This window comes from Streptomyces sp. NRRL F-5650 (assembly GCF_000721365.1).
In the GTDB taxonomy this organism is placed as follows: Bacteria; Actinomycetota; Actinomycetes; order Streptomycetales; family Streptomycetaceae; genus Streptomyces; species Streptomyces ardesiacus.
The window spans coordinates 60664-84036 of sequence record NZ_JOGV01000015.1; the positions used below are offsets into that span (position 1 = coordinate 60664).

At 70.9% G+C, this 23373-nt stretch carries 23 protein-coding genes and 1 tRNA gene; 13 read left to right on the plus strand and 11 right to left on the minus strand.

Translation table 11 applies throughout. From position 1 onward, the window contains the following. Positions 1–14 precede the first annotated feature (14 nt). Positions 15–1238, minus strand: coding sequence for a helix-turn-helix domain-containing protein (locus IG88_RS0116090; protein WP_234332159.1), 1224 nt, complete (start codon positions 1236–1238; stop codon positions 15–17). A gap of 143 nt (positions 1239–1381) precedes the next feature. Here IG88_RS0116090 and IG88_RS0116095 point away from each other — a divergent pair, with 143 nt between their 5' ends. From IG88_RS0116095 to IG88_RS0116105, 3 genes are all read left to right on the plus strand, one after another. Then, positions 1382–1630: a hypothetical protein gene (locus tag IG88_RS0116095; RefSeq protein WP_158853965.1), complete on the plus strand. Its 249-nt coding sequence runs from the start codon at positions 1382–1384 to the stop codon at positions 1628–1630. 84 nt (positions 1631–1714) lie between these two features. Continuing rightward, positions 1715–2170, plus strand: coding sequence for a glycine-rich domain-containing protein (locus IG88_RS0116100; RefSeq protein WP_031040835.1), 456 nt, complete (start codon positions 1715–1717; stop codon positions 2168–2170). A 67-nt stretch (positions 2171–2237) separates the two neighbouring features. Next, positions 2238–2879 (plus strand): class I SAM-dependent methyltransferase, encoded by a 642-nt coding sequence (locus IG88_RS0116105; RefSeq protein ID WP_031040838.1) that lies wholly within the window; start codon positions 2238–2240, stop codon positions 2877–2879. A gap of 159 nt (positions 2880–3038) precedes the next feature. Here the strand turns inward: IG88_RS0116105 and IG88_RS0116110 are convergent, their stop codons facing one another. Continuing rightward, complete coding sequence (locus tag IG88_RS0116110; protein ID WP_037836003.1) at positions 3039–3821, minus strand: transposase family protein; 783 nt, start codon at positions 3819–3821, stop codon at positions 3039–3041. Between the two features lie 786 nt (positions 3822–4607). On the opposite strand from IG88_RS0116110, the gene IG88_RS0116120 reads away from it, so the two are divergent. Beyond that, positions 4608–5129: a peptidoglycan-binding domain-containing protein gene (locus IG88_RS0116120; RefSeq protein WP_031040843.1), complete on the plus strand. Its 522-nt coding sequence runs from the start codon at positions 4608–4610 to the stop codon at positions 5127–5129. Here the strand turns inward: IG88_RS0116120 and IG88_RS38720 are convergent. After that, entirely contained in the window at positions 5111–6154 is a 1044-nt protein-coding gene (locus IG88_RS38720; protein ID WP_051851926.1) for a helix-turn-helix domain-containing protein, read from the minus strand. The two genes, IG88_RS0116120 and IG88_RS38720, sit on opposite strands and share 19 nt — an antisense overlap. A gap of 265 nt (positions 6155–6419) precedes the next feature. Here IG88_RS38720 and IG88_RS0116130 point away from each other — a divergent pair, with 265 nt between their 5' ends. Beyond that, the gene (locus IG88_RS0116130; protein WP_031040849.1) at positions 6420–6986 is read left to right on the plus strand and encodes a dihydrofolate reductase family protein; all 567 of its coding nucleotides are present in this window, start codon (positions 6420–6422) and stop codon (positions 6984–6986) included. 134 nt (positions 6987–7120) lie between these two features. Continuing rightward, positions 7121–8221, plus strand: coding sequence for an LLM class flavin-dependent oxidoreductase (locus tag IG88_RS0116135; protein WP_031040852.1), 1101 nt, complete (start codon positions 7121–7123; stop codon positions 8219–8221). On the opposite strand, the gene IG88_RS0116140 is transcribed toward IG88_RS0116135, so the two are convergent. Beyond that, positions 8197–10107 carry a putative bifunctional diguanylate cyclase/phosphodiesterase gene (locus tag IG88_RS0116140; protein ID WP_031040854.1) on the minus strand — a complete coding sequence of 637 codons (1911 nt, stop codon included), beginning with the start codon at positions 10105–10107 and terminating at the stop codon, positions 8197–8199. The two genes, IG88_RS0116135 and IG88_RS0116140, sit on opposite strands and share 25 nt — an antisense overlap. Positions 10108–10391: 284 nt before the next feature. Between IG88_RS0116140 and IG88_RS0116145 the strand changes: the two genes are divergently transcribed. Further along, a complete protein-coding gene (locus IG88_RS0116145; RefSeq protein ID WP_107452181.1) occupies positions 10392–11744 on the plus strand; it encodes a M6 family metalloprotease domain-containing protein in 1353 nt (450 codons plus the stop codon). A 185-nt stretch (positions 11745–11929) separates the two neighbouring features. On the opposite strand, the gene IG88_RS0116150 is transcribed toward IG88_RS0116145, so the two are convergent. The 6 genes from IG88_RS0116150 to IG88_RS0116175 form a co-directional block, all read right to left on the minus strand. Continuing rightward, positions 11930–12003 (minus strand) — tRNA-Lys (locus IG88_RS0116150). After that, positions 11994–12608 carry a bifunctional DNA primase/polymerase gene (locus IG88_RS40630; RefSeq protein ID WP_031040858.1) on the minus strand — a complete coding sequence of 205 codons (615 nt, stop codon included), beginning with the start codon at positions 12606–12608 and terminating at the stop codon, positions 11994–11996. The genes IG88_RS0116150 and IG88_RS40630 overlap by 10 nt, the downstream gene beginning before the upstream one ends. A gap of 144 nt (positions 12609–12752) precedes the next feature. After that, a complete protein-coding gene (locus tag IG88_RS0116160) occupies positions 12753–13100 on the minus strand; it encodes a hypothetical protein (protein WP_030400105.1) in 348 nt (115 codons plus the stop codon). Between the two features lie 151 nt (positions 13101–13251). Continuing rightward, complete coding sequence (locus tag IG88_RS0116165) at positions 13252–14802, minus strand: pectate lyase family protein (RefSeq protein ID WP_031040860.1); 1551 nt, start codon at positions 14800–14802, stop codon at positions 13252–13254. A 472-nt stretch (positions 14803–15274) separates the two neighbouring features. Then, positions 15275–16006 carry an aspartate/glutamate racemase family protein gene (locus IG88_RS0116170; RefSeq protein WP_031040862.1) on the minus strand — a complete coding sequence of 244 codons (732 nt, stop codon included), beginning with the start codon at positions 16004–16006 and terminating at the stop codon, positions 15275–15277. Then, positions 16003–16905, minus strand: a complete 903-nt coding sequence (locus IG88_RS0116175; RefSeq protein WP_031040865.1) for a decarboxylase — start codon at positions 16903–16905, stop codon at positions 16003–16005. The genes IG88_RS0116170 and IG88_RS0116175 overlap by 4 nt, the downstream gene beginning before the upstream one ends. Positions 16906–17092: 187 nt before the next feature. Here IG88_RS0116175 and IG88_RS0116180 point away from each other — a divergent pair, with 187 nt between their 5' ends. Next, complete coding sequence (locus IG88_RS0116180) at positions 17093–18082, plus strand: D-2-hydroxyacid dehydrogenase (protein WP_031040868.1); 990 nt, start codon at positions 17093–17095, stop codon at positions 18080–18082. A gap of 36 nt (positions 18083–18118) precedes the next feature. Beyond that, complete coding sequence (locus IG88_RS0116185; RefSeq protein ID WP_031040871.1) at positions 18119–19513, plus strand: amidase; 1395 nt, start codon at positions 18119–18121, stop codon at positions 19511–19513. A 35-nt stretch (positions 19514–19548) separates the two neighbouring features. Here IG88_RS0116185 and IG88_RS0116190 read toward each other — a convergent pair whose 3' ends face one another. Continuing rightward, entirely contained in the window at positions 19549–20046 is a 498-nt protein-coding gene (locus IG88_RS0116190) for a DUF3830 family protein (protein WP_031040873.1), read from the minus strand. Positions 20047–20153: 107 nt separating this feature from the next. On the opposite strand from IG88_RS0116190, the gene ehuB reads away from it, so the two are divergent. From ehuB to ehuA, 4 genes are read left to right on the plus strand one after another with little or no spacing between them, the layout of a single operon-like run. Next, on the plus strand, positions 20154–21083 hold the full coding sequence (ehuB, locus tag IG88_RS0116195; protein WP_107452182.1) for an ectoine/hydroxyectoine ABC transporter substrate-binding protein EhuB: 930 nt from the start codon (positions 20154–20156) through the stop codon (positions 21081–21083). Beyond that, a complete protein-coding gene (ehuC, locus tag IG88_RS0116200) occupies positions 21080–21781 on the plus strand; it encodes an ectoine/hydroxyectoine ABC transporter permease subunit EhuC (protein ID WP_031040880.1) in 702 nt (233 codons plus the stop codon). The genes ehuB and ehuC overlap by 4 nt, the downstream gene beginning before the upstream one ends. Beyond that, positions 21778–22428, plus strand: coding sequence for an ectoine/hydroxyectoine ABC transporter permease subunit EhuD (gene ehuD / locus IG88_RS0116205; RefSeq protein ID WP_031040884.1), 651 nt, complete (start codon positions 21778–21780; stop codon positions 22426–22428). The genes ehuC and ehuD overlap by 4 nt, the downstream gene beginning before the upstream one ends. Next, positions 22418–23203 (plus strand): ectoine/hydroxyectoine ABC transporter ATP-binding protein EhuA, encoded by a 786-nt coding sequence (gene ehuA / locus IG88_RS0116210; protein WP_030400115.1) that lies wholly within the window; start codon positions 22418–22420, stop codon positions 23201–23203. The genes ehuD and ehuA overlap by 11 nt, the downstream gene beginning before the upstream one ends. The last annotated feature ends 170 nt before the right edge of the window (positions 23204–23373 follow it).

A 23373-nucleotide genomic window follows, 5' to 3' on the forward strand; every position in this document is an offset into this window, starting at 1 on the left:
TAAGTTCGGTTAGCTCAGACAGGGATGCCGGACAGCTTGGACAGCCTCAGAAGCTCTGGGTTGCTGCGTCGGTGCAGGGACGACAGGACCCGGAAGACCTCCCGCGCCATGGGGTGGATGCGGGCCATCTGAGGGGCGGCCTCCCACGCATCCGACAGGGACTCCAGAGCCCCGTCACGGTCCCCCACGTCCAGCCGAGCCCTGGCCAGGTTCATGCGGGACGGAGCGACACGGGTAGCGGGCAATCCCTCCAGGGCCGCGTCAAGGTCTTCTGCCACCCTCAGAGCCTCACGGGGCCGCCCCAGGTCCAGCCGAGTAGCCAGAACGTGTGTGGTCGTGTTCTGCGGGCCGAAGATCATGCTGTGACGGTTCCAATCCCTCTGGAACCACTCGGAGGCTTCCCAGGCCGACTTGATGTGTCGTTCCGTCTCCTTCTTTCCTTCCTTCTTGTCTTTGAAGCGTCCGGCCAAGGTCATTCCCCGCAGGTTCAGCAGTCCGACCGCAAAGGCCCTCTCCTGCCCTGACAGGCTGGCCTGTGCCTGGCTGATGGCCCGGTCTACGACCATCAGGCCGCCTTCGAAGTCCCCACCGTTCAGGTAGGCCCCTGCCCTGTCCCTGGCAGCGATGGCCATGCCCAGGGGGTTGGTCTTCTGCTCGACGGCCCACCTCTGGCGAGTCACGGCCAGTTCCGCCATGTCCATCCACCTGTGCCGGGCGGCCAGCCAATAGACGCTGCTGTAGACCTCTGACAGGGCCATCCAGCCATCCGCTGTGTTGGCAGCGTGAGCGTACGTCGTGGCGTCCCGCAGAAGGCCGGGCAGCATCGCAAGGAGCCGATCCACCTCCGCCTTGTCCCGGAACTTGCCAGCAGTCTCCACAGAGGCCCTGAGAGCGTCTTCCTGGACCTCTTGGCGTCCTGGTAGGTCGTAGTCACGGACGGCTGAACGGAGAGCCGACAGGTGCTCTTCTCCGTCCTGGGCCACGGACGCTTTACCCAGCACCTCCGCCATGCTCAGCCCCATGGGCTTGCCCAGGTCGGCAGCAACGGCCGGGGTCAGGGTTCGGTCCCCTACTTCGATCTTGGAGAGCAGGGAAACGCTGATGTTGGCCAGCCTCGCGAGCTGGCTCTGAGTGAGTCCACGTTCCTTCCGGAGCGCAGCAAGGTTCGCGCCCGGTGCCAGTTCGGTGGTCTTGCCCATGTGATCAGCCCTACCCAGGAAGACGGTCGCTGGTGCCATCGTCGCAAGCCTTACGGGTAACCGCAGTGGGTTCCTTCACCCGCCACCGCCGGGAGTGTGTGGAGCACTGTGCAACTCGTGTGCAAGTTCCCTCCCTCTTCCCGCCGTTGACTGGATGCAGTCACCAGCGAAAGGCGGAGGGCATGAGCCAGGGAACCGTGTGTGAGCCCGGTACAGCCGTGTTCGACAACGCCAGTCGAATGGTCGGCGTGGTCCAGGAACGCCGGGGCTCCGTGCTGATCCTGATTCGCCCCTCCGGTCTCCGCTGGCAGACCCGCGCCATCTCCGTACGACTCGTCAACGACAGGGAACGCATCCAGCTTGCTGCGTTAGCTCGACACCACCAGCAGGCACGGACGTTGGCGAAGTTGAGACAGCGCGTGACCCACTGAACCCCCGCCCTGATCACCCAGGCATGTACGGGTGGCCGGGGCGGGTTCCATCACCCGAGCACGACCACGTGAAGGGAACCACTGATGGCAACAGCGGTACAGGTCCGAGACCCCCGGTCCTGCGTCCCCACCCAGGTGTGGGACCGGGAAGTCCGACTCGTCATGCGGGACCACGCCATGGGGCGTGATCTGGCAGAGCGCATCCTCGGTCAGGCCGTCGCCTACCTGGTGACCTCCGCCGAGCGCCCCGAGGTCCGCATGGGGCCCTCTCAGGCCGTGGACCTGGGTGTCCACTCGTTCGTGCTCGACTCGATCAACTACACGGCGTTCTGCGACCAGCACGCGGGCCGCTACATCCACCACGTCCCGCACCTGCCGGGAGAGGGAGCTGAGGAGCCCCCCGCCCTGCGGGACACGGTCAAGGCCATCCAGGCTTCCGGCTTCGAGATCGACCCGGAGCTGTGGGTCATGAGGGACTCGGCCGACTGCTCCCAGTGCCACGCTGGGTGCACCGACAGCCCCAACAGCGGGAAGAAGTAGTACAGCGCTGACAGTGGCGACTCCCTCTGGTGACGGGGGGAGTCGTCCCCATGAGGAGAGGTTCCGTATGGAGGTCGTTGATGCCTGGGAGCGATACGCCCAGGGGCGGACACCACGGCGAGAGGTGAACTCCGCTGGTGCTCGTACGTGGTTGAACTGGACCCAGTACCCCGACCACGGCCCCGATGAATCGATCCTCGGAGACCTCCAGGGCCGTACCGTTCTGGAACTGGGCTGCGGTACGGGCTGCAACCTGGCCCACCTGTCCACCCTTGGGGCGACCTGCACCGGGGTCGATATCGCTCCGAGCCAGCACGAGAAGGCCGTAGCCCGATGGGGGCACCTGCCCGGCCTCACCTTCCACACGGCAGAGGTGACCGACTACCTGAGCCGCACAGAGGGCCCCTTCGATGTGGTCCTGTCCATCTTCGGGCCTGTCTGGTTCACAGGCCCTGAACAGCTTCTCCCCCTGGTCCGTAAGAAGCTTTCCCCTGGTGGAGTGCTGGCCTTCTCCCACAAGCCCCCAACGGCCGGCAGTCAGCCCGTGGGTCAGCCAAGAGAGGCCAAGGCAGTGACCAGGTGGGACTACACCCCAGAGGAGTGGGCGGCCCTTCTGGCCTCTTCGGGGTACTCGGATATCAAAGCCGAGGTCATCTCTCCCCCGGAAGGGAAGGACGTAGGAACCCTCTTGGTAAGGGCCTGTGCGTGAGGGCTCTGCCTCGAAAGGATTCCCTCTACTTTCTCGATAGGGGGTTTCTTTATGACCGCTTATGAATTGGGACCTGAAGCGGGCGAGGAAGGACGGCTTCCCAACGAGCTCGTGCACGGTAAGTGGTGAGACGTCGAGGGTGGTGGTGGGGCTCGGTGTTCACTTCTGTCGTGTCGATGTCAGGTCCGCGGTCTGCTGGTGGGACAGCAGGCCGGCGACGGCCTGGACCGTGTCGCTCATGTGCTCGCGGCGGCCGAGGTGGCGGGCCAGGGCTCGCCAGTTCTTCAGGCGGGCGATGCCGTGCTCGACCCGGATCCGGCGTGAGGAGTGTGCCTTGCGCCGTCGTTCGTGCCTCTCCTCATACCAGTCTGGGGCGTTCCTCTTGAACTTGCGGTGTGGTGGTGTCACCACCCTGCCGCCGGTCTGCGCGCCCAGGCCCTGGTAGCCGGCGTCGGCGAGGACCTCGATCGCAGGCCCCTCGGCCAGGAGCTCGACCAGCCCCAACTGGCGGGCGTGGGTGATGTCGGCGCAGTTCGCGGGCCGTGCCGGGCTGCACCACAGCACACGCCCCTCGCCGTCCGTGACCACCATGGACTTGACGGCGTTCTGCTTGTTCTTGCCCGAGATGAACTTGTCGCGGTCCTTGCGTCCTGCGGCTGGCCGACGAACCCGGATCTCGGTGCCGTCAATGACGCCGGTCGACCCGCTCGCGCCGAGGTGGTCGACGACGTCGGCCAGAGACCGCAGCCGCACGTCGGGGCTGACGGTGCAGCCTCGCTCAGCGAGCAGGGGCCGTACCTCGCCGATGGCCCTGGTGATGGTGGAGCGGTCCACACCGAACCAGCAGGCCAGCACGTCGTGGGTGACCCCGTGCCGAAGATGGACGAGCGTGGCCAGGAGCCGGTCGACGAACACCAGCCGGTGCTTCGCGCCTGCGCCCATGGTCCGTTTCCGCGGCCGGGAGGTGAGCCGTGCCTGGTGACGTTGATGCCACAACGGACCGATTTCAGATACGAGTTCAGCAACCACATCAGCCGACAGGCCCGTGATCCTCCGGTCGCTGATGATCGCTGCACGAGACGCGTTCCCCACCACATGACCATGATCGACGATCAGGTGCCCGACGTCTCACCACTTACCGTGCACGAGCTCGTTGGTGATGCGGTCCAGGGACGTGACCATGAGGGCGTCCCAGTCGTGCCAGTGGGGGGCTTTCATCCACCGGCCCTGGCTTGGCCTGTCGTCCAGGTTCACCGCACCTGAGACGGTGCTGTCCTCCACTTCACCGGCCACGATCAGACGGTGTTCCTCGGTGGCTGCGTCCAGCTCCTCACCCTGAGGACCAGGGCTGAGCTGTCTTCGGTGTCTCGGCTGATGCGCCGCACCTTCAGGACTCGCATACCGGGTAGGACTCGTGTGCTCACTCGTTCAAGCCTCTCACTAGAGGCCCCGGGCCCACTCTGTGTGGTGATCCTGTTTTCCCAGGGCTGGGAGGCCAACCACGCGGTACTGGCACACCTCGCGGAGCACCGGGTGACGTGGCGGCCCTGAGCCGGGGGCTCCGGGTCGCACGTGGCGCCGTGGTCGAGCCGCGGGGAGAACATGACGGCACGGATTGCGCACGGGACGGCGCTGCGTGCGCATGACCGGGTCGGCGGTGGGTGGCAGATTCCTCGGCGCCAGCCACCGGCAGCCGGTGCGACCGGCCCGAGCCACGAGGAGAACAGCATGAACGTGTCCAGACGCATCCGTTACGTCGGGTGCACGGTCGCCGCGGTCACCACCGCCGTGGTCATGACCGCCTCGCCCGCGTCGGCCAGCGGCGACTACAGCGGCAGGGCCTACGTCTACGGGGGTGGGGCGTTCTCCGACGACTGGGGCGACGAGGGCGTCCTGTCCACGTCCCGCCACACGTCGTCGAACGCGACCTGCCTGTGGCAGAAGATCCTGTGGGCGGACGGGCGGCTGCCGTGGAACGGCATCGACGGCGTCTTCGGCAGCGACACCCGTAGCGCGACCGTACTCTGGCAGCAGGACTGGGGGGTCGCGGACGACGGTGCGGTGGGCAAGAACACCTTCGGCGCGACGGACAGGTGGCTGAGCGACCTCAACGGCAACGGTGCCGTGGACACGTACATAGGCACGCACGGCTCGTTCAAAATCGGCCGCAACAGCGACGGCAACTACATCTTCTACGACCGCCAGGGGGACCTGAGGGTCGCCGGCTACAACTACCTGACCTGCGGCTGATCCTCGCCGACCGGCCATGGTCCGCAGGGTGCGGGGCGTGCTCCCCGCACCCTGCGCAGCCGGTCCTCGCGGTAGGCCGCCGGGCTGACGCCGTACGCTCGGCGGAACGCGCGGCCGAAGTCCGAGGGCCGGGAGAAACCCCAGCGGCCCGCGATGGCGTGGACGGGGCGGGAGGCCAGTCCGGGGTCGCCGAGGTCCTCGCGGACTCTGCGCAGCCGCTGACCGCGGACGTACGACGCGACGGTCGTGCCGCTGTCCTCGAAGAGACGGTGCAGCGTGCGCGGCGAGATGTGGTTCGCGGCGGCTATGACACTCGGTGAGAGATCGGCGTCCCCGAGCCGACGGCGTATGAAGTCGCTTACCTGCAGCAGGAGTAGGCGGCGCCGGTGCTCAGTGGGGGTACGGTCCCGCAGGTCCAGGTGGTGCGCCAGGCAGCCGGTGAGCAGGTCGGTGAACACACCGCCCAGACGGGCAGTGACCGTGGCCCTGTGCGGGCCGGTATCGGTGGCCAACTGGGCCAGGAGGGCACCGAGAAGGCCTCCTACTCCCTCGCTGCCGGACAGCGGGGTAGCCAGCAGCCGGTCCAGGTGTCGGGTCGGCAGGGGCACGTCGGCGGGATCGAAGCGCGCCACCACCGACGCGGCCGTGCCCCGCCCGTCCCTCGGCTCGACGCGCGTCTCGTAGGGGTGGGACTCGGTGTACAGCACCAGTTCCCGCGCCTCGGCCCACTGCTGCCGGCCCTTCTGATCGATGCCCTGGCGCCCGCCGAGGATCAGACCGACGACCCACTGCCCCGGGTCGGACCGCCGGATCAGCCGCGGGGTGCGGCGCGATCGCAGAGCCGTGTACGTCATGGCCGCCACCTGTACGTCCCCGAGGTCCGCGGCACTCAAAGACGCGCCGAACGCCTCGGGTTCCTCGATGTCGAACTCGTTCGGCGCCAGGAACTGCCCCGTCAGCTCCCGCCAGGCCTCCGCACGCTCCTGCACGGCCAGTTCCCGGCTGTCGAAGACATTTGCGAGCACAGCTTCCCCCCTCGGTCGGCCCACGTCCTCCGCATCAGCTTCCCTTCGGCGTGCTCGTACGGGTGAGAGCCGCGTCGGCCATCATGGTCCCGGTCGGACCAGGCATGCGAGGGAGTCGGCGCGGGCGGGCCGGCGCACGGAGAAATCCATGCGCGTCACGAGAGTCGGTCGCGGGACTGACACGCGGTTCACCGGCAGTCGCCCCGTGCCGTCGCCGGTGGCCGTACTGTCGGACCCCACCGTCGGCTACCGAGGAGGCCTTCCGATGCGCAGGGTGACCTATTCGATGAACGTGTCCCTCGACGGCTACATCGCCGATCCCAACGGCGGCATCGACTGGAGCGACCCGGACGAAGAGGTCTTCGCGCACTTCACCGACGAGTTGCGGCGGACCGGCGTCCACCTGCTGGGGCGGCCGCTGTACGAGACGATGCTGTACTGGGAGACCGCCGAGCAGGACGAGACGCTCGGCGCCGCGGAGCTGGAGTGGGCCGCGCTGTGGAAGGCGCTGCCGAAGGTGGTGTTCTCCAGGACGCTGTCGACGGTCCGGGGCACCAACACCCGCCTGGCGTCCGGCACCCTGGCCGAGGAGATCGCACGCTGGCGGGCCGAGCCGGGCGACGGCGACATCGCCGTCGGCGGCGCGACCCTCGCCGCCGAGGCCGCCGCGTCCGACCTGATCGACGAGTACCGGACCATGGTCCACCCGGTACTGCTCGGCGGCGGCACCCCGTACTTCCCCCGGGCCGAGCGCCGGGTGAGGCTCGAACTCGCCGGGTCCCGCACCTTCGGCTCGAACGTCGTCCACCTCCGCCACCGCGTGACCCGCTGACGCGGCCCGTGCGCACCCCGGCCCGCCGGGAATAACCGGAGACCCCCTCCTGTTACGACGCGAAGCGACCCGCGCAGGAACGCTGCGAAGGCTGCGAACGCCACGGACACGTCGAAGCACAGGAGGCCCCCGCCATGCCCACAGACGCCGCAGAGGAGATCCGGGGCACCGCCCACGGCACCGCTCCCGTCCCCCTCTCCGTACTGGACCTGGTGACCGTCGGGGCCGGCCGGACCGCCTCCGACGCCCTGCGGACCAGCGTGGACATCGCGCGGCTCGCCGAGGCGCGCGGTTTCGAGCGGTACTGGGTCGCCGAGCACCACTCCATGCCCGGCGTCGCCTCCTCCTCGCCCGCGGTGATCCTCGCCCACCTCGCGGCCCACACCGACCGCATCCGGCTCGGGTCCGGCGGCGTCATGCTGCCCAACCACGCGCCGCTCGTGATCGCGGAGCAGTTCGGGACGCTGGAGGCGATGGCGCCGGGGCGGGTCGACCTCGGGCTGGGCCGGGCGCCCGGCACGGACGGGGCCACCGCCGCCGCCCTGCGCCGCACCGACCGGCTCAACGAGGGCGCCGACGACTTCCCGCAGCAGCTCGCCGAGCTGATCCGGTTCCTGGACGACGACTTCCCGGACGGGCACCCCTACGCCCGTATCCACGCCGTGCCCGGCCCCGTGCAGGCGACCTCGCCCGGGGGCGTGCAGTCGGCCCACCGGCCGCCGGTGTGGCTGCTCGGCTCCTCCGGGTTCAGCGCGCGGCTGGCCGGCACCCTCGGGCTGCCCTTCGCCTTCGCGCACCACTTCTCGGCGCAGAACACCGTCCCGGCGCTCGACCTCTACCGCGACTCCTTCCGGCCGTCGGCCGTGCTGGACGCCCCCTACGCCCTCATCGGCGTCGCCGCGCTCGCGGCCGACGACGAGAAGGAGGCCCGCCGGCAGGTGCTGGCGGCCGCGCTGAACATGGTCCGGCTGCGCACCGGGCGCCCGGGTCTGGTGCCGACGCCGGAGGAGGCCGAGGCGTACGACTTCAGCCCGATGGAGGAGGACTTCGTCCGGTCCTGGAACTCCAACGTCATCCACGGCACCGCCGACGAGGTCCGCTCCGGCCTGGACGACCTCCAGAAGCGCACCGGGGCCGACGAGCTGATGCTCACCGCCAACGCGCACGGCGGCGACGTACGGCTGCGCTCCTACGAGCTGATCGCCGACGCCTACGGGTTGCCGACGCCCGCCTGAACCCCGGCGGGGCCGCCGGGACCGGCGGAGCCCAGCAGCGCGGAGATGCGGTCCGGCGCCACCGGCCGGGAGTAGAGCCACCCCTGGCCGGTGTCGCACCCGATGCGGCGCAGGCGGCTCGCCTGGTCGGAGGTCTCCACGCACTCGGCGGTGACGGTGAGGCCGAGGCGGTGGGCGAGCTGGACCATCGCCTCGACGATGACCTCGTCGGCCGGGTTGGCGGGCCCGGCGCCGTCGGACACGGTGGCGTCGGACACGGCGCCGTCGGACACGGTGTCGTACTGGAAGCCGCGCACGAACGCGCCGTCCAGTTTCAGCACCGAGACCGGCAGCCGGCTGAGGTAGGCCAGGTTCGAGTAGCCGGTGCCGAAGTCGTCGATGGCGATGTGGACGCCCATGTCGCTGAGCGCCTTGAGGACCTGGAGCGGGCGCCCGGCCGAGCCCATCACCGCGGACTCGGTCAGTTCCAGTTGCAGCAGGTCCGGGGCGAGGCCCGTCTCCTCCAGGGCGCGGGCCACGTCCGCGACCAGGTCGGAGTCCCAGACCTGGCGCACGGCCACGTTGACGCTGACGAAGATCGGCGGCTCGCCGGGGTGTGCCAGTTGCCAGCGGCGGGCCTGGTGGCAGGCGGTGCGCAGGATCCAGCGGCCGAGGGGAACGATCGAACCATCCTCCTCCGCCAGTGCGATGAACCGATTCGGCGCCAGTACGCCGAACTGGGGATGGTTCCAGCGGATGAGCGCCTCGACGCCCCGCACCCGGCCGTCCGCCATCCCGACCAGCGGCTGGTACTCGAGCGCGAACTCGCCGCGTTCGATGGCGGGACGGAGCGTGGCGGCCAGGGCCTGGCGGGTCATGCGGTTGGCGTTGCGCTCGGGGTCGAAGAGGGTCCAGCGGGCCCGGCCGTCGGCCTTGGCCCAGTACAGGGTGGTGTCGGCGGCCTGCATCAGGGCGGTGGGGGTGGTGCCGGCGGTGTGGCGTTCGACGACACCGACCGAGGCGGTGACCGACAGGCGCCGGTCGCAGAGCTCGAAGGGCGGCTGGAGAGCGGTCAGAACCGATCCGGCCAGGTCCGCGAGCTGGTCGGTGCCGGTGGAGTCCTCGACCAGGAGGGCGAACTCGTCCCCGCCGAGCCGGGCCACCAGGGGCGCGCCGGACCGGGCGTGGGCGGCCTCCTCCGCGCACCTGGTCAGCCGTTCGGCCACGGCGGCGAGCAGCCGGTCGCCGACCCGGTGGCCGTGGGTGTCGTTGACGGCCTTGAAGCCGTCCAGGTCGAGGTAGCACACGCCGATCCGGCCGGTGCCGCCGTTCTCGTACGACTCCGCCTCCAGCGCCGCCGTCAGGCGTTCGAAGAACAGGGCGCGGTTGGGCAGCCGGGTCACCGGGTCGTGCATCTGGAGGTGGCGCAGCCGTTCCTGGAGCTCGCGCCGGGCGCTGACGTCGGTGACGGAGAGCAGCAGCCCCGGGGTGTCCCCGGACCCCCCGGCGCCGGCCAGCGGTTCGACCGTGACCTGCGCCCACAGGGCGTGTCCGTCGCCCTGCTTGAGCCGTCGGGTGCAGCGCAGCCGGGACCGGTGCCCGCGCAGCACCTCGCGGTAGGCGTGCCAGGTGCCGGCGTCGGAGGCGAGGTCGACGAGGTCGGCCGCCGCGCGGCCGGTGAGCGCGGCCGGGTCGGTGCCGAGCAGGGTGCCCAGGGAGTCGTTCGCGCTGACGACCAGGCCCTCGGCGTCGACGACGGCCATGGCGAGCGGGGCCGTGGCGAACACCGAGCGGTAGGCGGAGGGTTCCGCACGCCCGGTACGAGGAGCCAGATCTTCGTCACGTCCCGTGACGACCGGCGGACTGGGGTCTGCCGCGGGCGCCGGCCCTTCGGAGGTTCCGTTCACCGCTCGCTCCCGCAGTGCCTCGATCTCTGTTCGTGCTCTGTTCGTGCAGGAAAGTGTGCCGATCATAGAGGCTGACACCGGGCCCTTCCAGCCGCCGTTCCGCGCCGCGGACCGCGCGCCCCCTCCGGTCGATCGTTTCTGCTCACGCCTGGACGGGTCCGCCACCCCTCCGACCAGTTGTGACGTTCCGTGAGTGACTTCGGAACGACGGCCAGGAGAACTCCGGCGAAACCCCGGCCCGCTCACCCATCCGGTGCAGGCGAACAGGGCGTAGTACGACAATCATGCACAAGGTGGGTGCGGTGTCCCGTCAACCGCGCCCGGAGGTCCATGTGCCGCGCCAGCTTCCCCTGAGGCGACTTCGCCGGGAGGCGGCTCCGGCGCGGACGGCGCGGTCGAGGCTGCGCAGCACCGCCGCGGTGTGCACCACGATGTCGGCGCTCGCCGCGACCTCCCTGATCACCGCGCCCTCGGTCGCCGAGCCCTTCTCCCCGGAGCCCTGCGCGCTCCGGCGCACCGACGCGCACCACTCCGAGGGCCTGGACACCTGGAACGCCGCCTACCCGCGCCCGGCCCGGACCCTGGACGCCGTCATGGTGTTCCTGTCCTTCCCCGACTCCCAGCCGCTGACGTCACCGGCCGAACTCGCCGCCGACCACTTCCCCGCCACCGGCGACTTCTTCCGGCGGGCCTCCTACGGCGCGTTCACGGTCCGCCCGCACCCGCTGCGGGACTGGATCCGGATGCCGGCCCCGTCGACGTCGTACGCCATACGGCGCGACTGGAGCCCCGGGCACCGGGCCGCCTACCTGCGCGACGCGCTGGCCGCGGCCGATCCGCACGTGGACTTCTCCCGGTACGACGTCGTCTACTTCGTCGCCGATCCGGACGCGCCCGGGGTGGACTCCGACGCCACGAAGGTCGTCAACCTGGACACCCCGCTGCGGGCCGACGGCACGGACATCCGGCGGGTCGTCACGGTCTTCGAGAACCATCCGCCGGACCGGCTGGTCCTGGCCCACGAGACGGGGCACGTCTTCGACCTGCCCGACCTGTACCACCGCCCGGCCGACGGCAAGGGCGACTGGGACACGTACGTCGGCGACTGGGACCTGATGGGCAGCCAGTTCGGGCTCGCCCCGGACCTCCTGGGCTGGCACAAGTGGAAGCTGGGCTGGCTGCAGCCCCGGCAGGTGGCGTGCGTACGGGGCAGCGGGCCGACCCGGCTGACGCTGGAGCCGCTGGGTGCCGGGCCGGGCGTGGTGGTGGCCGGTGCCGCCGGCGCGCCGGCCTTCGGCCTCGGGCAGGGCACGAAACTGGCGGTGGTGCGCACGGGCGCGGACAGTGTGCTCGCCTTCGAGGTGCGCACGCCGGTCGGCAACGACGCCTCCGCCTGCCGGGCGGGGGTGCTGGTGTACCGGGTGCGCAGCGGAGCACAGTCGGGGGACGGCCCGATCCAGGTCGTCGACGCCCACCCGCACACCGGGGCCTGCTGGGCCGCCTCCGTCTACCCCCCGCTCGCCGACGCCCCGGTGGGCCTGGGCGAAAGCTTCACGGTGCCGGGCGACGAGGTACGCGTGGAGGTGGAGGACCGCACGGAGTCGGGCACCTGGACCGTACAGATCACACCCGGCTGACCCACGCGAACCCCGCCACCCCGGCCCGCCACCACGTCACCCACGCGAGCCCGCGGGCCCCCGGCCCACCGCGCGGAGGGGGGGTGTGGGTGGCGAAGCCCCCACAACGCGCGGCGAAGCCGCGCAAAAACAACGATGGCGAGGAGGTTCGCGCTTTCCGCGAACACGCCTCGCCATCGCCATCGTGCGCCGCCAGGGACTCGAACCCCGGACCCGCTGATTAAGAGTCAGCTGCTCTAACCAACTGAGCTAGCGGCGCCTGCTGACGTCGTAGACCTTAGCACCCTGGTCGGCGGGAGGAAAAATCGAAATCCGCACCGCCGCCCGGGCCGCCCGCACGGCCGCCCAGAGCAGGATCTCCGGGCCGGGCAGCCAGGGCCGGCGGGTGTCCGGCGCCACCAGCCAGCGGGAGTCGGAGCGCGGCGGCGCGGCGGCGGGACCGGCAGTACCGGCGGGCCCCGGGACGGTCACCGTGTCCCCGGCGCCGTGGCACAGCAGCGACGGGACCCCTCCCGTACGGCCGCCCGGCCGGCCGCGGGCGCCCCACTCCTCCCAGTCGAGGAGCGAGGGCAGGCGCTGTGCGGTGCCCGGCGCGGCGAACAGCAGCATCCGGCCCCGGAACTGGGCCACCGGCCCCGAGCCAGGGCCGTCGTCCCACAAGCGGTCGAGCATGCGGCGGCCGAAGACCGCGGGAGCGCTCACCACGTCGAAGGCGGAGCCGCAGGGCAGGACGACCGGGGCTCCGGGCCGTCCCTCCCACAGGGCGAGGGTGTGGCGCGGGTACGCACCCGCCGACGCCAGCCAGGCGGCGCCGTCCGAGGTGACGTCCGAGACGTGGGGCGCGACGTTGCGTGTGCTGCTCATGCGGACATGTCTACCGACCGTGAGGGTCCCACTCCGCGGAGTTGCGGGAAACCGCGACGCGGGAGCCGGGGAGGGGGTATCTTGCCCACCCTCCTGGCATATGCGCGCCGGTCGCCCGGCCGTCGGCGGCTCGGCCCCGTGGGGCTACTCGGCCGGTTCGCCGCGCATCAGGTCGCGTCCGAACTCCACCATCTTCTTGGCGTAGTCCTCGGTCCACTCGGCCCGTTCGGCGATGTCGGCGGTGGTCAGCCGGTCGAACCGCCGCGGATCGGCGAGCTGCGCCGCCGCGACCGCCTGGAACTCCATCGCCCGGTCCGCCGCCGCGCGGAACGCGTGGGTCAGCTCGGTGGCCCGCTCCAGCAGGGCCCGGGGGTCGTCGATCGACTCGAGGTCGAAGAAGTGCTCGGGGTCGGCGGCCGCCTCCGCCGGCTCGAAGAGCAGGGGCGCGGGGCGTAGCCGCGGTTCGTGCCGACCCGGCGTGGGCTCCGCCATGTCTTCTCCTCCTCGTACGTGACGACGGCCCTCCCCGGAACGCGGGGGCACTCCGGTGGAGTGGGCCACCCCCCATTGTCCCGCGCCCGCGCAAGAGGGCGGGGCGTGTCCGACGGCACGCCGCCGACACACCCCGCCCTCCCCGGCCGGGTCAGCCGGCGTACGTCTCGAACTCGGCGACCTTCGGGGTACCCGAGGCGCCGGTGATCTCGAAGGTGATCTTCTCCAGCGAGACCGGGGAGAAGGCGATCACGCCCGCTCCGCTGCCGGAGGCCAGGACGGCGCCGGTGTCGCGGTTGACGACGCGGTAGGAGCCGATGGTGCCCTCGGAGCCCGCCGCCTCGCGGATGTTGATCTTGCCGACGGTCCGGGCGGAGGACCACTTGACGGAGACGGAGCCGGTGGTGCCGGCCGGGGACCAGTACGTGCTCAGGTCACCGTCGCGCACGTTGCCGTAGCTGGTGCCGCCGGCCTTGGAGGAGCCGTCGGCGCCGGCGTCGAGGCTGAGGTTGGTCCCGCTCGGCGGGTCGGTGGGGTCCGGTTCCGTGGGGTCGGTCGGGTCCGGGTCGGTGGGGTCGGTCGGGTCCGGGGTCTGCGGCGTGCAACTGCCGTCCGACACCTTCAGGCCCTTGTTCGCGCCCGCCGTACCGCTCACCACGGACGGCACGCAGGAGGCGTCGTCGAGGGTGTAGGAGTACGGGATGGACACCGTGGTGTTGGACTGCGGGTCGGGGCCGGCCGGGTTGTTGTCGCCGCTGCGCTCGGACCAGGTCACGTTGTCGAAGATGTTGCCGCCGACCTGCCAGAAGCCGGCCTCGTCGGTGTAGAAGGTGCCGAGGACGTCCTTGGAGTCCTCGAAGTAGTTGTTGTCGACCTTGGCCTTGGCGCCCGCCCGGGAGTTGATCCCGGACTTGTTCAGGCTCACGTAGTGGTTGTTGTACATGTGGGCGGTGCCGCCGCGCAGCAGGGGCGCCCGGGAGTCGATGTTCTCGTACAGGTTGTGGTGGAAGGTGACGTAGCCGTTGGAGCGGTCGCTCTCGCTGGAGCCGATGAGTCCGCCGCGGCCGGAGTTGCGCAGGACGCTGTAGGACAGGGTGACGTACTGGGTGTTGTCCTTCATGTCGAAGAGGCCGTCGTAGCCCTCCGACTCGCCGCCCGAGGCCTCCAGGGTGGAGTGGTCGACCCAGACGTTGCGGACGTCGCTCTCCATGCCGATGGCGTCGCCGCCGTTGGAGGTGGGCGAGCCGGACTTCTTGACGTTCCGGACGGTCACGTTCTGGATGATGATGTTGCTGGACTCCCGGATGTGGATGCCCAGTTGGTCGAAGACCGCGCCGCTTCCGACGCCGACGATGGTGACGTTGCTGACCTGCTTGAGCTCGATCTTGTCGGCCGCGGTGTTGCAACTGTCGCCCGACACCTTGCTGGTGTTGCCGTGGTTGATGGTGCCCTCGACCTCGATGGTGATCGGGGTGCTGCTGTCGGCCCGGCCGCACAGGGCCTCGTGGATCGCGGTGCCGGTGGTGGCGCGGACGGTCGTGCCGCCCGCGCCGCCGGTCGTGCCGCCGTTCTGGGTGGCGTAGCCGGTGGCGCCGCCCGCCGCTGCCGCCGCCTCGGGCACCGTCAGCACCACACCGGCCGCGGCCGCGAGGGCCAGCGTGCCCAGTGCCGCCTGGAGTCGCAGCGCGACTGGTCGTCTCATCCTCGGTCTCCCCTTCGCCTTCACATGCCGGAACGGAGGTCATGTCGTGAGCACGTCAACAAACATGACCGGAAAGCGCTTTCTCGGCGTGAGAATAGGGGGAGGCCCGGTGACTGACAAGGGTTCAGACAGATTCAGAGTGAGGAATGCTGTCCTTGTACATGAACAACTGGTGGCGGCCGACGGCGGCGACGCGAGGTCGCGGAACCCGCCCCCGTGGACCGCCCATCCGCCGATGTGCACCCGGGCCGGGGCTGCGGTACGATCATCCTGCCTGATCACGGAGGTCAACCTCCCGCAGCGGGCAGTGCGTTGGTGGTCCAAGGAAAGACGCCCCACTTCCCGTGGGGAAATGCAGGTGCAAGGCCTGCCCAGCGCTCGACGAGAACCCCGGTTCCGCTCACGCGGGACCGGGGTTCTTCCGTGTCGCACGGCGTCGTGCGGCGTCCTGCGGCGGTCGTACGCCGCTCGCTCAGACCTGCACCAGCGGCTCCCGCGTGAACAGCGTGCCCAGCTCGGGAGCGTTGACGCGGCGGTCGGCCAGGCGCAGGCACTCCCAGATGGTGACCTGGTTGGCGGTGAGGACCGGCTTGCCCAGCTCCTGCTCCAGGGCCGGGATGTGGGCCGCCGTGTGCAGGGCCGTGTCCGGGAGGAGCACCGCCTCGGCGTCCGGTCGGTCGGCCGCGCGGGCCAGGGCCAGCACCTCCTTCTCGGTCCAGGTGCCGACCTCGGCGGCCGTGACGACGCCCGAGCTGACCACGCCGGCCACCTCGATGCCGGCCGCGCCGAGGAACTCCGCGAAGAGCCCGGCCACGTCCTCCGGGTAGGTCGCGCCGATCGAGACCCGCCGCACCCCGATCTCCTTCGCCGCGTGCACGAAGGCGAAGGAGGTGGACGAGGCGGGCATGCCGGCCGTCCGGGCCAGGGCGCGGGCCTGCTCGTGGGCGCCGTCCCAGCCGTGGACGAAGCTGCCGCTGGTGCAGGCCCACACCACGGCGTCGGCGCCGGCCAGCCGCAGCTCGGCCACGCCCGCCTCCAGCCGCTGCGGCGAACCCATCTCCAGCAGCGCGTCCACCCGGTGCGCGTCCTCGCCGATGTCCGTGTGCACCAGGTCCACCCGGATGCCGCCGCTCAGGAGCTGCTCGATGCGTGGGTAGTCGTCCTCGCCGGAGTGGCCGGGGTAAAGGATTCCCAGTGCTGTCATGTCCACCCTTCCTGCTGCTGTTCCGTGTCCGGGACGTCAGCGACGCCCGGCAGCTCCGCCGCGGCGGGTTCGACCGGGCCCGCCGCCGCGGGGTCGACGGGTCCGGCGGGCCCCACCGCCGCGGGACCGGCCGCACCCGGCACCGCGGGGCCGACGCGGGCGGCCGGATCGGTCAGTGCCTGGTACGGCCCCACCGCACGGGTACCCAGTCGGCGCAGCGCCGCCCACATCGTCACTTGGTTGGCCGAGATCACCGGAATCCGCAGCTCGGCCTCCATCTGGGGGATCACGTCGTAGGTGGGGAGGTTGGTGCAGGAGATGAACAGGGCCTCCGCCGCTCCCGGCGCGGGCACGGCCCGGCGGGCCATGCCGGCCACGTCGCGGTACGGGACCCGCCAGATGTGCCGGGTCAGCCCCATGAAGGCGCAGCCGGTGACGGTGACCCCGGCCTCGGCGACGTACGCCTCCAGCGCCCGGGTCACCGAGACGGTGTACGGCGTCACCAGGGCGACGCGGCGGACGCCCAGCTCGGTCAGCGCGTCCAGCAGTGCGCCGGAGGTGGTGACGGACGGGACCGCGCCGGCCCAGGTCATCGCCTCGCACAGGGCCCGCTCCCCGGTGATGCCGCCGACGAAGCTGCCCGAGGTGCAGGCGTAGGCGACGACCTGCGGCGTGATGGCGTTGAGGGTGCGGACCGCCTCGCCCAGGGTCTCGTGCTCGCTGACCATCCGGGCGAGGTCCAGACCGACCTCGACGGGGACGAACGGCGTCCGCGTCATGTGCAGCGACACGTCGTCGGGCACCCATCGCCACAGCTCCCGGTCGAGTGCGAAGTCGAAGGGGGCGACCACACCGACCCCGCGTTGCGGAGCCGGTCCGCCGAGAATGGAGATGTCCATGGCGCGCACCGGCCTCACACTGGGAAAGGGGAGGACAACGCACCGTTGTGAACGGCCGTGTTGACGAAGGCGGGTTCCGGTGCGAGCGTGGTCGATCCGCCCGCATCACCTCCAGGTCAACAGCCGGCCGAGTCCCCCGTCAACACCTGAGACGCCCCCGCTTCCCCGACCGGAGACAGGCCCGCCGATGACCAGGTCCGCGCCCCCGCCCACGCCCGCCTCCGCCTCCGCCTCCGTGCCGACCCTCCTCGTCCTGGACGCCGAGCCGCCGCCCCGGCTGGGCCGGCTGACCGGCCGGGCCCGGATCGAGCACGCCGACGCGGCGACGCTGGCCGAGCGGCTGCCCTCGGCCGACGTCCTGCTGGTGTGGGACTTCACCTCGCACGCCGTGCGCGAGGCGTGGCCCGGCGCCGGTCCGCGTCCGCGCTGGGTGCACACGGCGAGCGCCGGGGTGGACCACCTGATGTGCCCGGAGCTGGCCGATTCGGACACGGTGGTGACCAACGCGCGCGGCGTCTTCGACCGGCCGGTCGCCGAGTACGTCGCCGCGCTCGTGCTGGCGATGGCCAAGGACCTGCCGGCCACGCTGCGCCTGCAGGGCGAGCGGACCTGGCGCCACCGCGAGTCGATGCGGGTGGCCGGAACCCGCGCCTGCGTGGTGGGCTCCGGGCCGATCGGGCGGGCGGTCACGAGCACCCTGGAGGCGCTCGGCGTCACCACCGCGCTGGTCGGCCGCACCGCGCGCCCCGGTGTGCACGGGACCGGGGAACTGGACCGGTTGCTGGCCGGGGCCGACTGGGTGGTGGCGGCGGCGCCGCTCACCGACGCCACGCGCGGCATGTTCGACGCCCGGCGGTTCGCTCTGATGCGCCCCTCGGCCCGGTTCGTGAACGTGGGGCGGGGCCCGCTGGTCGTCGAGGAGGACCTGGTCGAGGCGCTGACCGCGCACCGGATCGCGGGCGCCGCCCTGGACGTGCTGAACCACGAGCCGCTCGCGCCCGACAGCGCGCTGTGGGAGGTGCCGGGACTGATCGTCTCGCCGCACATGAGCGGGGACACGGTCGGCTGGCGGGACGAACTGGGCGCCCAGTTCGTGGAGTTGTACGAGAGCTGGGCGGCGGGCCGGCCGCTGGCCAACGTGGTCGACAAGAAGCGCGGATACGTACCCGGACACTGACGTCGCCGACGTCCCGGACCTGCGGGAGGGTGCTGCATGACGGACCTCACCGAGCTGACCGCCGTACAGCTCGTCGACGGCTACCGCAAGGGCGCTTTCAGCCCGGAGGAGGCGACCCGGGCGGTCCTGGAACGGGCCGAGCGGATCCAGCCGGAGGTGAACGCCTTCGTCCGGCTGACCGGCGAGGAGGCCCTGGAGCGGGCCCGGCGGTCCGGGGAGCGGTGGCGTCGCGGGGAGCCGTGCGGGCGGCTCGACGGGGTGCCGGTCACGGTGAAGGACATCCTGCTGACGCGCGGCCGGCCGACCCTGCGCGGCTCCCGGACCGTCTCGCCGGACGGCCCCTGGGACGAGGACGCGCCGTCCGTGGCCCGGCTGCGCGAGCACGGCGCGGTGTTCGTCGGCAAGACGACGACGCCCGAGTTCGGCTGGAAGGGCGTGACGGACTCGCCCCTGTCCGGCGTGACCCGCAACCCGCACGACCCGTCCCGTACGGCGGGCGGTTCCAGCGGGGGCGCGGCGGCTGCCGTGGCGCTCGGGGCGGGGCCGCTGGCGCTGGGCACGGACGGCGGCGGCAGTGTGCGCATCCCGGCGTCCTTCTGCGGCGTCTTCGGCCTGAAGCCCACCTACGGGCGGGTGCCGCTCTACCCGGCGAGCGCGTTCGGCACCCTCTCGCACGTCGGTCCGCTGGCCCGGGACGCGGCGGACGCGGCGCTGATGCTGGACGTCGTCGCCGCCCCGGACCCCCGGGACTGGTCGGCGCTGGGCCCGGCGCCCGGGTCGTACACCGAGGCGCTGACCGGCGGGGTGCGGGGGCTGCGGGTGGCGTACTCGCCCTCGCTGGGCGGGCAGGTGGCGGTGCGTCCGAAGGTGGCCGGGGCGGTCCGGCGGGCGGTGGAGCGGCTGGCGGAGCTGGGCGCGTACGTGACGGAGGCCGACCCCGACTTCGCGGACCCGGTCGACGCCTTCCACACCCTGTGGTTCAGCGGGGCGGCGCGGGTGGCGCAGCATCTGCGGGCCGGGCAGCGGGAGCTGCTGGACCCGGGGCTGCGGGAGGTCGTCGGGGCGGGGATGCGGTACTCGGCGCTGGACTATCTGGCGGCGGTGGACGTGCGGATGGAGCTGGGGCGGCGGATGGGGGTCTTCCACGAGTCGTACGACCTGCTGGTGACGCCCACCTTGCCGATCACGGCGTTCGAGGCGGGGGTGGAGGTGCCGAAGGGGTCCGGGTACCGGCGGTGGACGGGGTGGACGCCGTTCACCTATCCGTTCAACCTCACGCAGCAGCCGGCGTGCAGCGTCCCGGTCGGGACTGACGGGGACGGGCTGCCTGTCGGGGTGCAGGTCGTTGCCGCGCGGCATCGGGACGATCTGGTGTTGCGGGCGGCGCACACGCTGTACGAGGCGGGAGCGGGTACGTCGGGCCGGTGGTGACCGGCGTGGGGGCGGGCAGGCACGGCTGCCCGCGGTCATCCCGCCCGGCGGAAGCTCAGGGTTTCGCCCGCCGCTCCCGTGCGCCACAGGTCGTTGCAGGCCTCCGCCATCGCGTCCAGGCCCTCGGTGACGCGGCCCCAGACCGTGCCCGGGACCCAGCCGACGTCGCCGTTGAGGAGGAGGTTGTTGCGCTCGTAGAAGAGGGCGAGGTCGACGAGGGTGGTGCCGGGGCGGACCTCCCGGTCGTAGCCGTACGCCTTCGTGCCCAACTCGGCCCCCGCGAAGGCGAAATAGCACAGGTCGCCCGGAATGGGGGTGACCGTCGGATTCTCCAGCGGGGGTTCGGTTGTCGCGAAGGGCGGGAAAAGGGCGTAGATCTCGTTCCGGGCGTATTTGGCGTGGTACACGTCGCCGCCGAGGGGGAGCGCGTCCCAGACGGCCGCGCAGGTGACCGGGGCCCGGTCGTCGAGCAGTTGGGCCGTGCAGGTGATTCCGCGCCTGACCAGCGAGACTTCGATGCAGCGATCAGCCATGCCCTCCATGGCAGTGCCCATCGGCCCCGCGGTCAAGGGCGCCGGGCCGAGGTATCGGACTGAAAAAGATCGGCATAACCTGCCCGCCTTCGGGTAGCTGCGCGCCCATGGCTCCACCACACAGAACCCCTCCATGGGGTATATCCGACCAAACGACCAGGACTTCCGGCCCCACCCGCCGAACGCTGCTCGCGGGGGTCGCGGCGCTCGGCGCACTGGGGGCGGCCGGCTGCTCGCGGGTGGCCAGCGCCTCCGACGTGGAGGGGGGTGACCTGCTCAGCCGGCTCAGGGCACAGGGAGTCGCCCGGCTCGGCATCGCGGGCGAGATCCCCTTCGGGTACATCGACAAGAACGGCGAGCTGACCGGCGAGGCGCCGGAGCTGGCGAAGGTCGTCTTCAAGCGGCTCGGAGTGGACCGGGTGCAGCCGGTGCCGACGGAGTTCGGCTCCCTCATCCCGGGGCTGGCCTCGCAGCAGTTCGACGTTGTGGCGGCCGGCATGTACATCAACGCCGACCGTTGCCGGCAGGTCATCTTCTCCGACCCCGACTACCAGATGCTCGACGCGTACATCGTGCGCAAGGGCAATCCGCTCGGGCTGCACGACTACGAGGACGTCGTCAAGAAGAAGGCCCGGTTCGCGACCGGCACCGGCTACGCCGAGATCGCCTACGCGGTGGAGCACGGGTACAAGGAGGACGACATCCTGATCGTCCCCGACCAGGTGGCCGGACTCAACGCCGTCGAGTCCGGGCGCGTGGACGTCTTCGCCGGTACGGCACTGACCGTCCGCGAGGTGGTGAAGAAGTCCACGAAGGCGGAGGCCACCGAGGCGTTCGCGCCGATCGTCGACGGCAAGCCGCACGTCGACGGCGGCGGCTTCGCCTTCCGTCCGGACGAGACCAACCTGCGGGACGCCTTCAACGTCGAGCTGCAGAAGCTCAAGAAGAGCGGCGAACTGCTGCGCATCCTCAAGCCCTTCGGTTTCACGCAGAACGAGATGACCGATCTGACCGCGAAGGAGCTGTGCGGCGGATGACCTCGGGACTGTGGGAACTCGTACTCCAGGGCGTCTGGGTCACCGTCCAGTTGCTCTTCTTCAGCGCCCTGCTCGCGGCGGGCGTCTCCTTCGTGGTCGGCATCGCGCGCAGCCACCGGCTGTGGATCGTCCGCTTCCTCGCGGGCTTCTACACCGAGGTGTTCCGCGGCACCTCCGCGCTGGTGATGATCTTCTGGGTCTTCTTCGTGCTGCCCCCGGCCTTCGGCTGGCAGTTGGTGCCGATGTGGGCGGGCACGCTGGCACTCGGCCTGACCTACGGGGCGTACGGCTCCGAGATCGTGCGCGGCGCGCTCGGCGCGGTCGACCCGGCGCAGAAGGAGGGCGGCATCGCCCTCAGCTTCACGCCCTGGCAGCGGATGCGGCTGATCCTGCTGCCGCAGGCGGTGCCGGAGATGATCCCGCCCTTCTCCAACCTGCTGATCGAACTGCTCAAGGGCACCGCCCTGGTGTCGATCATGGGCATGGGCGACCTCGCCTTCAGCGCGAACCTGGTCCGCCTGGCGCTCCAGGAGAGCGCGGAGATCTACACGTACGTCCTGCTGATCTACTTCGTGATCGCCTTCCTGCTCACGCGGGTGATGCGCGGTCTGGAGAAGAAGCTGAAGGCAGGCGTCGGCAAGGCGCCGCAGAAGAAGACGGCGGCCGTGCCGGTGCCTGAGGGAAGTGGTGTGTCGTGAAATGGGACTGGAGCGCGGTCTCCGACTTCATGCCGCACTTCTGGGACGGCCTGCTGGTCACCCTGCAGATCCTGGTGCTCGGTTCGCTGGTCTCCTTCGGCGTCGGCCTGGTGTGGGCGCTGCTGATGCGGGTGCCGAGCCGCTGGGTGACCTGGCCGGTCGGTGTGATCACCGAGTTCATCCGGAACACCCCGCTGCTGGTGCAGCTCTTCTTCCTCTTCTACGTGCTGCCCGAGTGGAACATCACCTTCTCGGCGCTCACCACCGGTGTGGTCGCCATCGGGCTGCACTACTCGACGTACACGATGCAGGTCTACCGGGCCGGTATCGAGGGGGTGCCGGTCGGCCAGTGGGAGGCCGCGACGGCGCTGAACCTGCCGCTGCGGCGGACGTGGACGGCGGTCATCCTGCCGCAGGCGATCCGCCGGGTGGCTCCCGCCCTCGGCAACTACGTGATCTCCATGCTGAAGGACACGCCGCTGCTGATGGCGATCACGGTGCTGGAGATGCTCGGCGAGGCGCGGCTGTTCTCGCAGCAGAACTTCCAGTTCACCGAGCCCCTGACGGTGATCGGCGTGGCCTTCATCGTCATCTCCTACCTGGCCTCCCTTGCCCTGCGAGCCCTGGAGCGACGCCTTGCCCACTGACACTCTTCCCAACCCCGAGAAAAGCCCCGAGCGCAGCTCCGGCGAGCTGATACGCCTGGAGCAGGTCACCAAGCGGTTCGGGGACAACACCGTCCTCGACCACCTGGACTTCTCCGTCGACGCCGGCAAGCACGTCACCCTGATCGGCCCGTCCGGGTCGGGCAAGACGACGATCCTGCGGTTGCTGATGACGCTCCTCAAGCCCGACGAGGGCACGATCACCGTGGACGGGCAGAAGCTCTTCCCGGCGACCGAGAAGGAACGGCGCGAGGCCCGCAAGCAGATCGGGATGGTGTTCCAGCAGTTCAACCTGTTCCCGAACATGAGCGTGCTGCGCAACATCACCGAGGCGCCGGTCACGGTGCTCGGGCTGTCCAAGGACGAGGCCGTGGAGCGCGCCGAGGGGCTGCTCGACATGGTGGGCCTGGCCGACAAGTGCGACGCCCGCCCGGCCCAGCTCTCCGGGGGCCAGCAGCAGCGGGTGGCGATCGCCCGGGCGCTGGCGATGCGCCCGAAGGTGCTGCTGCTGGACGAGGTGACCTCGGCGCTCGACCCGGAGCTGGTGGCGGGCGTGCTGGACCTGCTGCGGGACATCGCGCGGACCACGGACATCACCATGCTCTGCGTGACCCACGAGATGAACTTCGCCCGGGACATCTCGGACCAGGTCCTGATGTTCGACTCGGGCCGGGTCATCGAGGCCGGGGCGCCGGAGAAGATCTTCAGCGAGCCGGAGCACGACCGCACGCGGGAGTTTCTCAGCGCGGTCCTGTAATTGCAGGGCGTCACCGCCCCAACGTCCGAGGTCGGGACGTTGGGGCTGGCCGCAGGCATATGCCAGCGGGCCAGCGTCGCAGATGGGAGCCCTGGAATCCGCTCAACACCCCCTCACGGGCGGCATCTTGGCGGCTATCGTGAACGCAGGGATGCACCAGCGAGCGCAGG

Coding starts and splice junctions, on each gene's coding strand:
- IG88_RS0116185 (WP_031040871.1), top strand. CDS start 18,119: ATGACGGACCTCACCGAGCTGACCGCCGTACAGCTCGTCGACGGCTAC.
- IG88_RS0116190 (WP_031040873.1), bottom strand. CDS start 20,046: ATGGCTGATCGCTGCATCGAAGTCTCGCTGGTCAGGCGCGGAATCACC.
- IG88_RS0116170 (WP_031040862.1), bottom strand. CDS start 16,006: ATGACAGCACTGGGAATCCTTTACCCCGGCCACTCCGGCGAGGACGAC.
- IG88_RS0116090 (WP_234332159.1), bottom strand. CDS start 1,238: ATGGCACCAGCGACCGTCTTCCTGGGTAGGGCTGATCACATGGGCAAG.
- IG88_RS0116135 (WP_031040852.1), top strand. CDS start 7,121: ATGCCCACAGACGCCGCAGAGGAGATCCGGGGCACCGCCCACGGCACC.
- IG88_RS0116145 (WP_107452181.1), top strand. CDS start 10,392: ATGCACAAGGTGGGTGCGGTGTCCCGTCAACCGCGCCCGGAGGTCCAT.
- ehuB (WP_107452182.1), top strand. CDS start 20,154: ATGGCTCCACCACACAGAACCCCTCCATGGGGTATATCCGACCAAACG.
- IG88_RS0116180 (WP_031040868.1), top strand. CDS start 17,093: ATGACCAGGTCCGCGCCCCCGCCCACGCCCGCCTCCGCCTCCGCCTCC.
- IG88_RS0116120 (WP_031040843.1), top strand. CDS start 4,608: ATGAACGTGTCCAGACGCATCCGTTACGTCGGGTGCACGGTCGCCGCG.
- IG88_RS0116100 (WP_031040835.1), top strand. CDS start 1,715: ATGGCAACAGCGGTACAGGTCCGAGACCCCCGGTCCTGCGTCCCCACC.
- ehuC (WP_031040880.1), top strand. CDS start 21,080: ATGACCTCGGGACTGTGGGAACTCGTACTCCAGGGCGTCTGGGTCACC.
- IG88_RS0116110 (WP_037836003.1), bottom strand. CDS start 3,821: ATGGGCGCAGGCGCGAAGCACCGGCTGGTGTTCGTCGACCGGCTCCTG.
- IG88_RS0116105 (WP_031040838.1), top strand. CDS start 2,238: ATGGAGGTCGTTGATGCCTGGGAGCGATACGCCCAGGGGCGGACACCA.
- IG88_RS40630 (WP_031040858.1), bottom strand. CDS start 12,608: ATGAGCAGCACACGCAACGTCGCGCCCCACGTCTCGGACGTCACCTCG.
- IG88_RS0116175 (WP_031040865.1), bottom strand. CDS start 16,905: ATGGACATCTCCATTCTCGGCGGACCGGCTCCGCAACGCGGGGTCGGT.
- IG88_RS0116095 (WP_158853965.1), top strand. CDS start 1,382: ATGAGCCAGGGAACCGTGTGTGAGCCCGGTACAGCCGTGTTCGACAAC.
- IG88_RS0116165 (WP_031040860.1), bottom strand. CDS start 14,802: ATGAGACGACCAGTCGCGCTGCGACTCCAGGCGGCACTGGGCACGCTG.
- IG88_RS0116130 (WP_031040849.1), top strand. CDS start 6,420: ATGCGCAGGGTGACCTATTCGATGAACGTGTCCCTCGACGGCTACATC.
- IG88_RS0116160 (WP_030400105.1), bottom strand. CDS start 13,100: ATGGCGGAGCCCACGCCGGGTCGGCACGAACCGCGGCTACGCCCCGCG.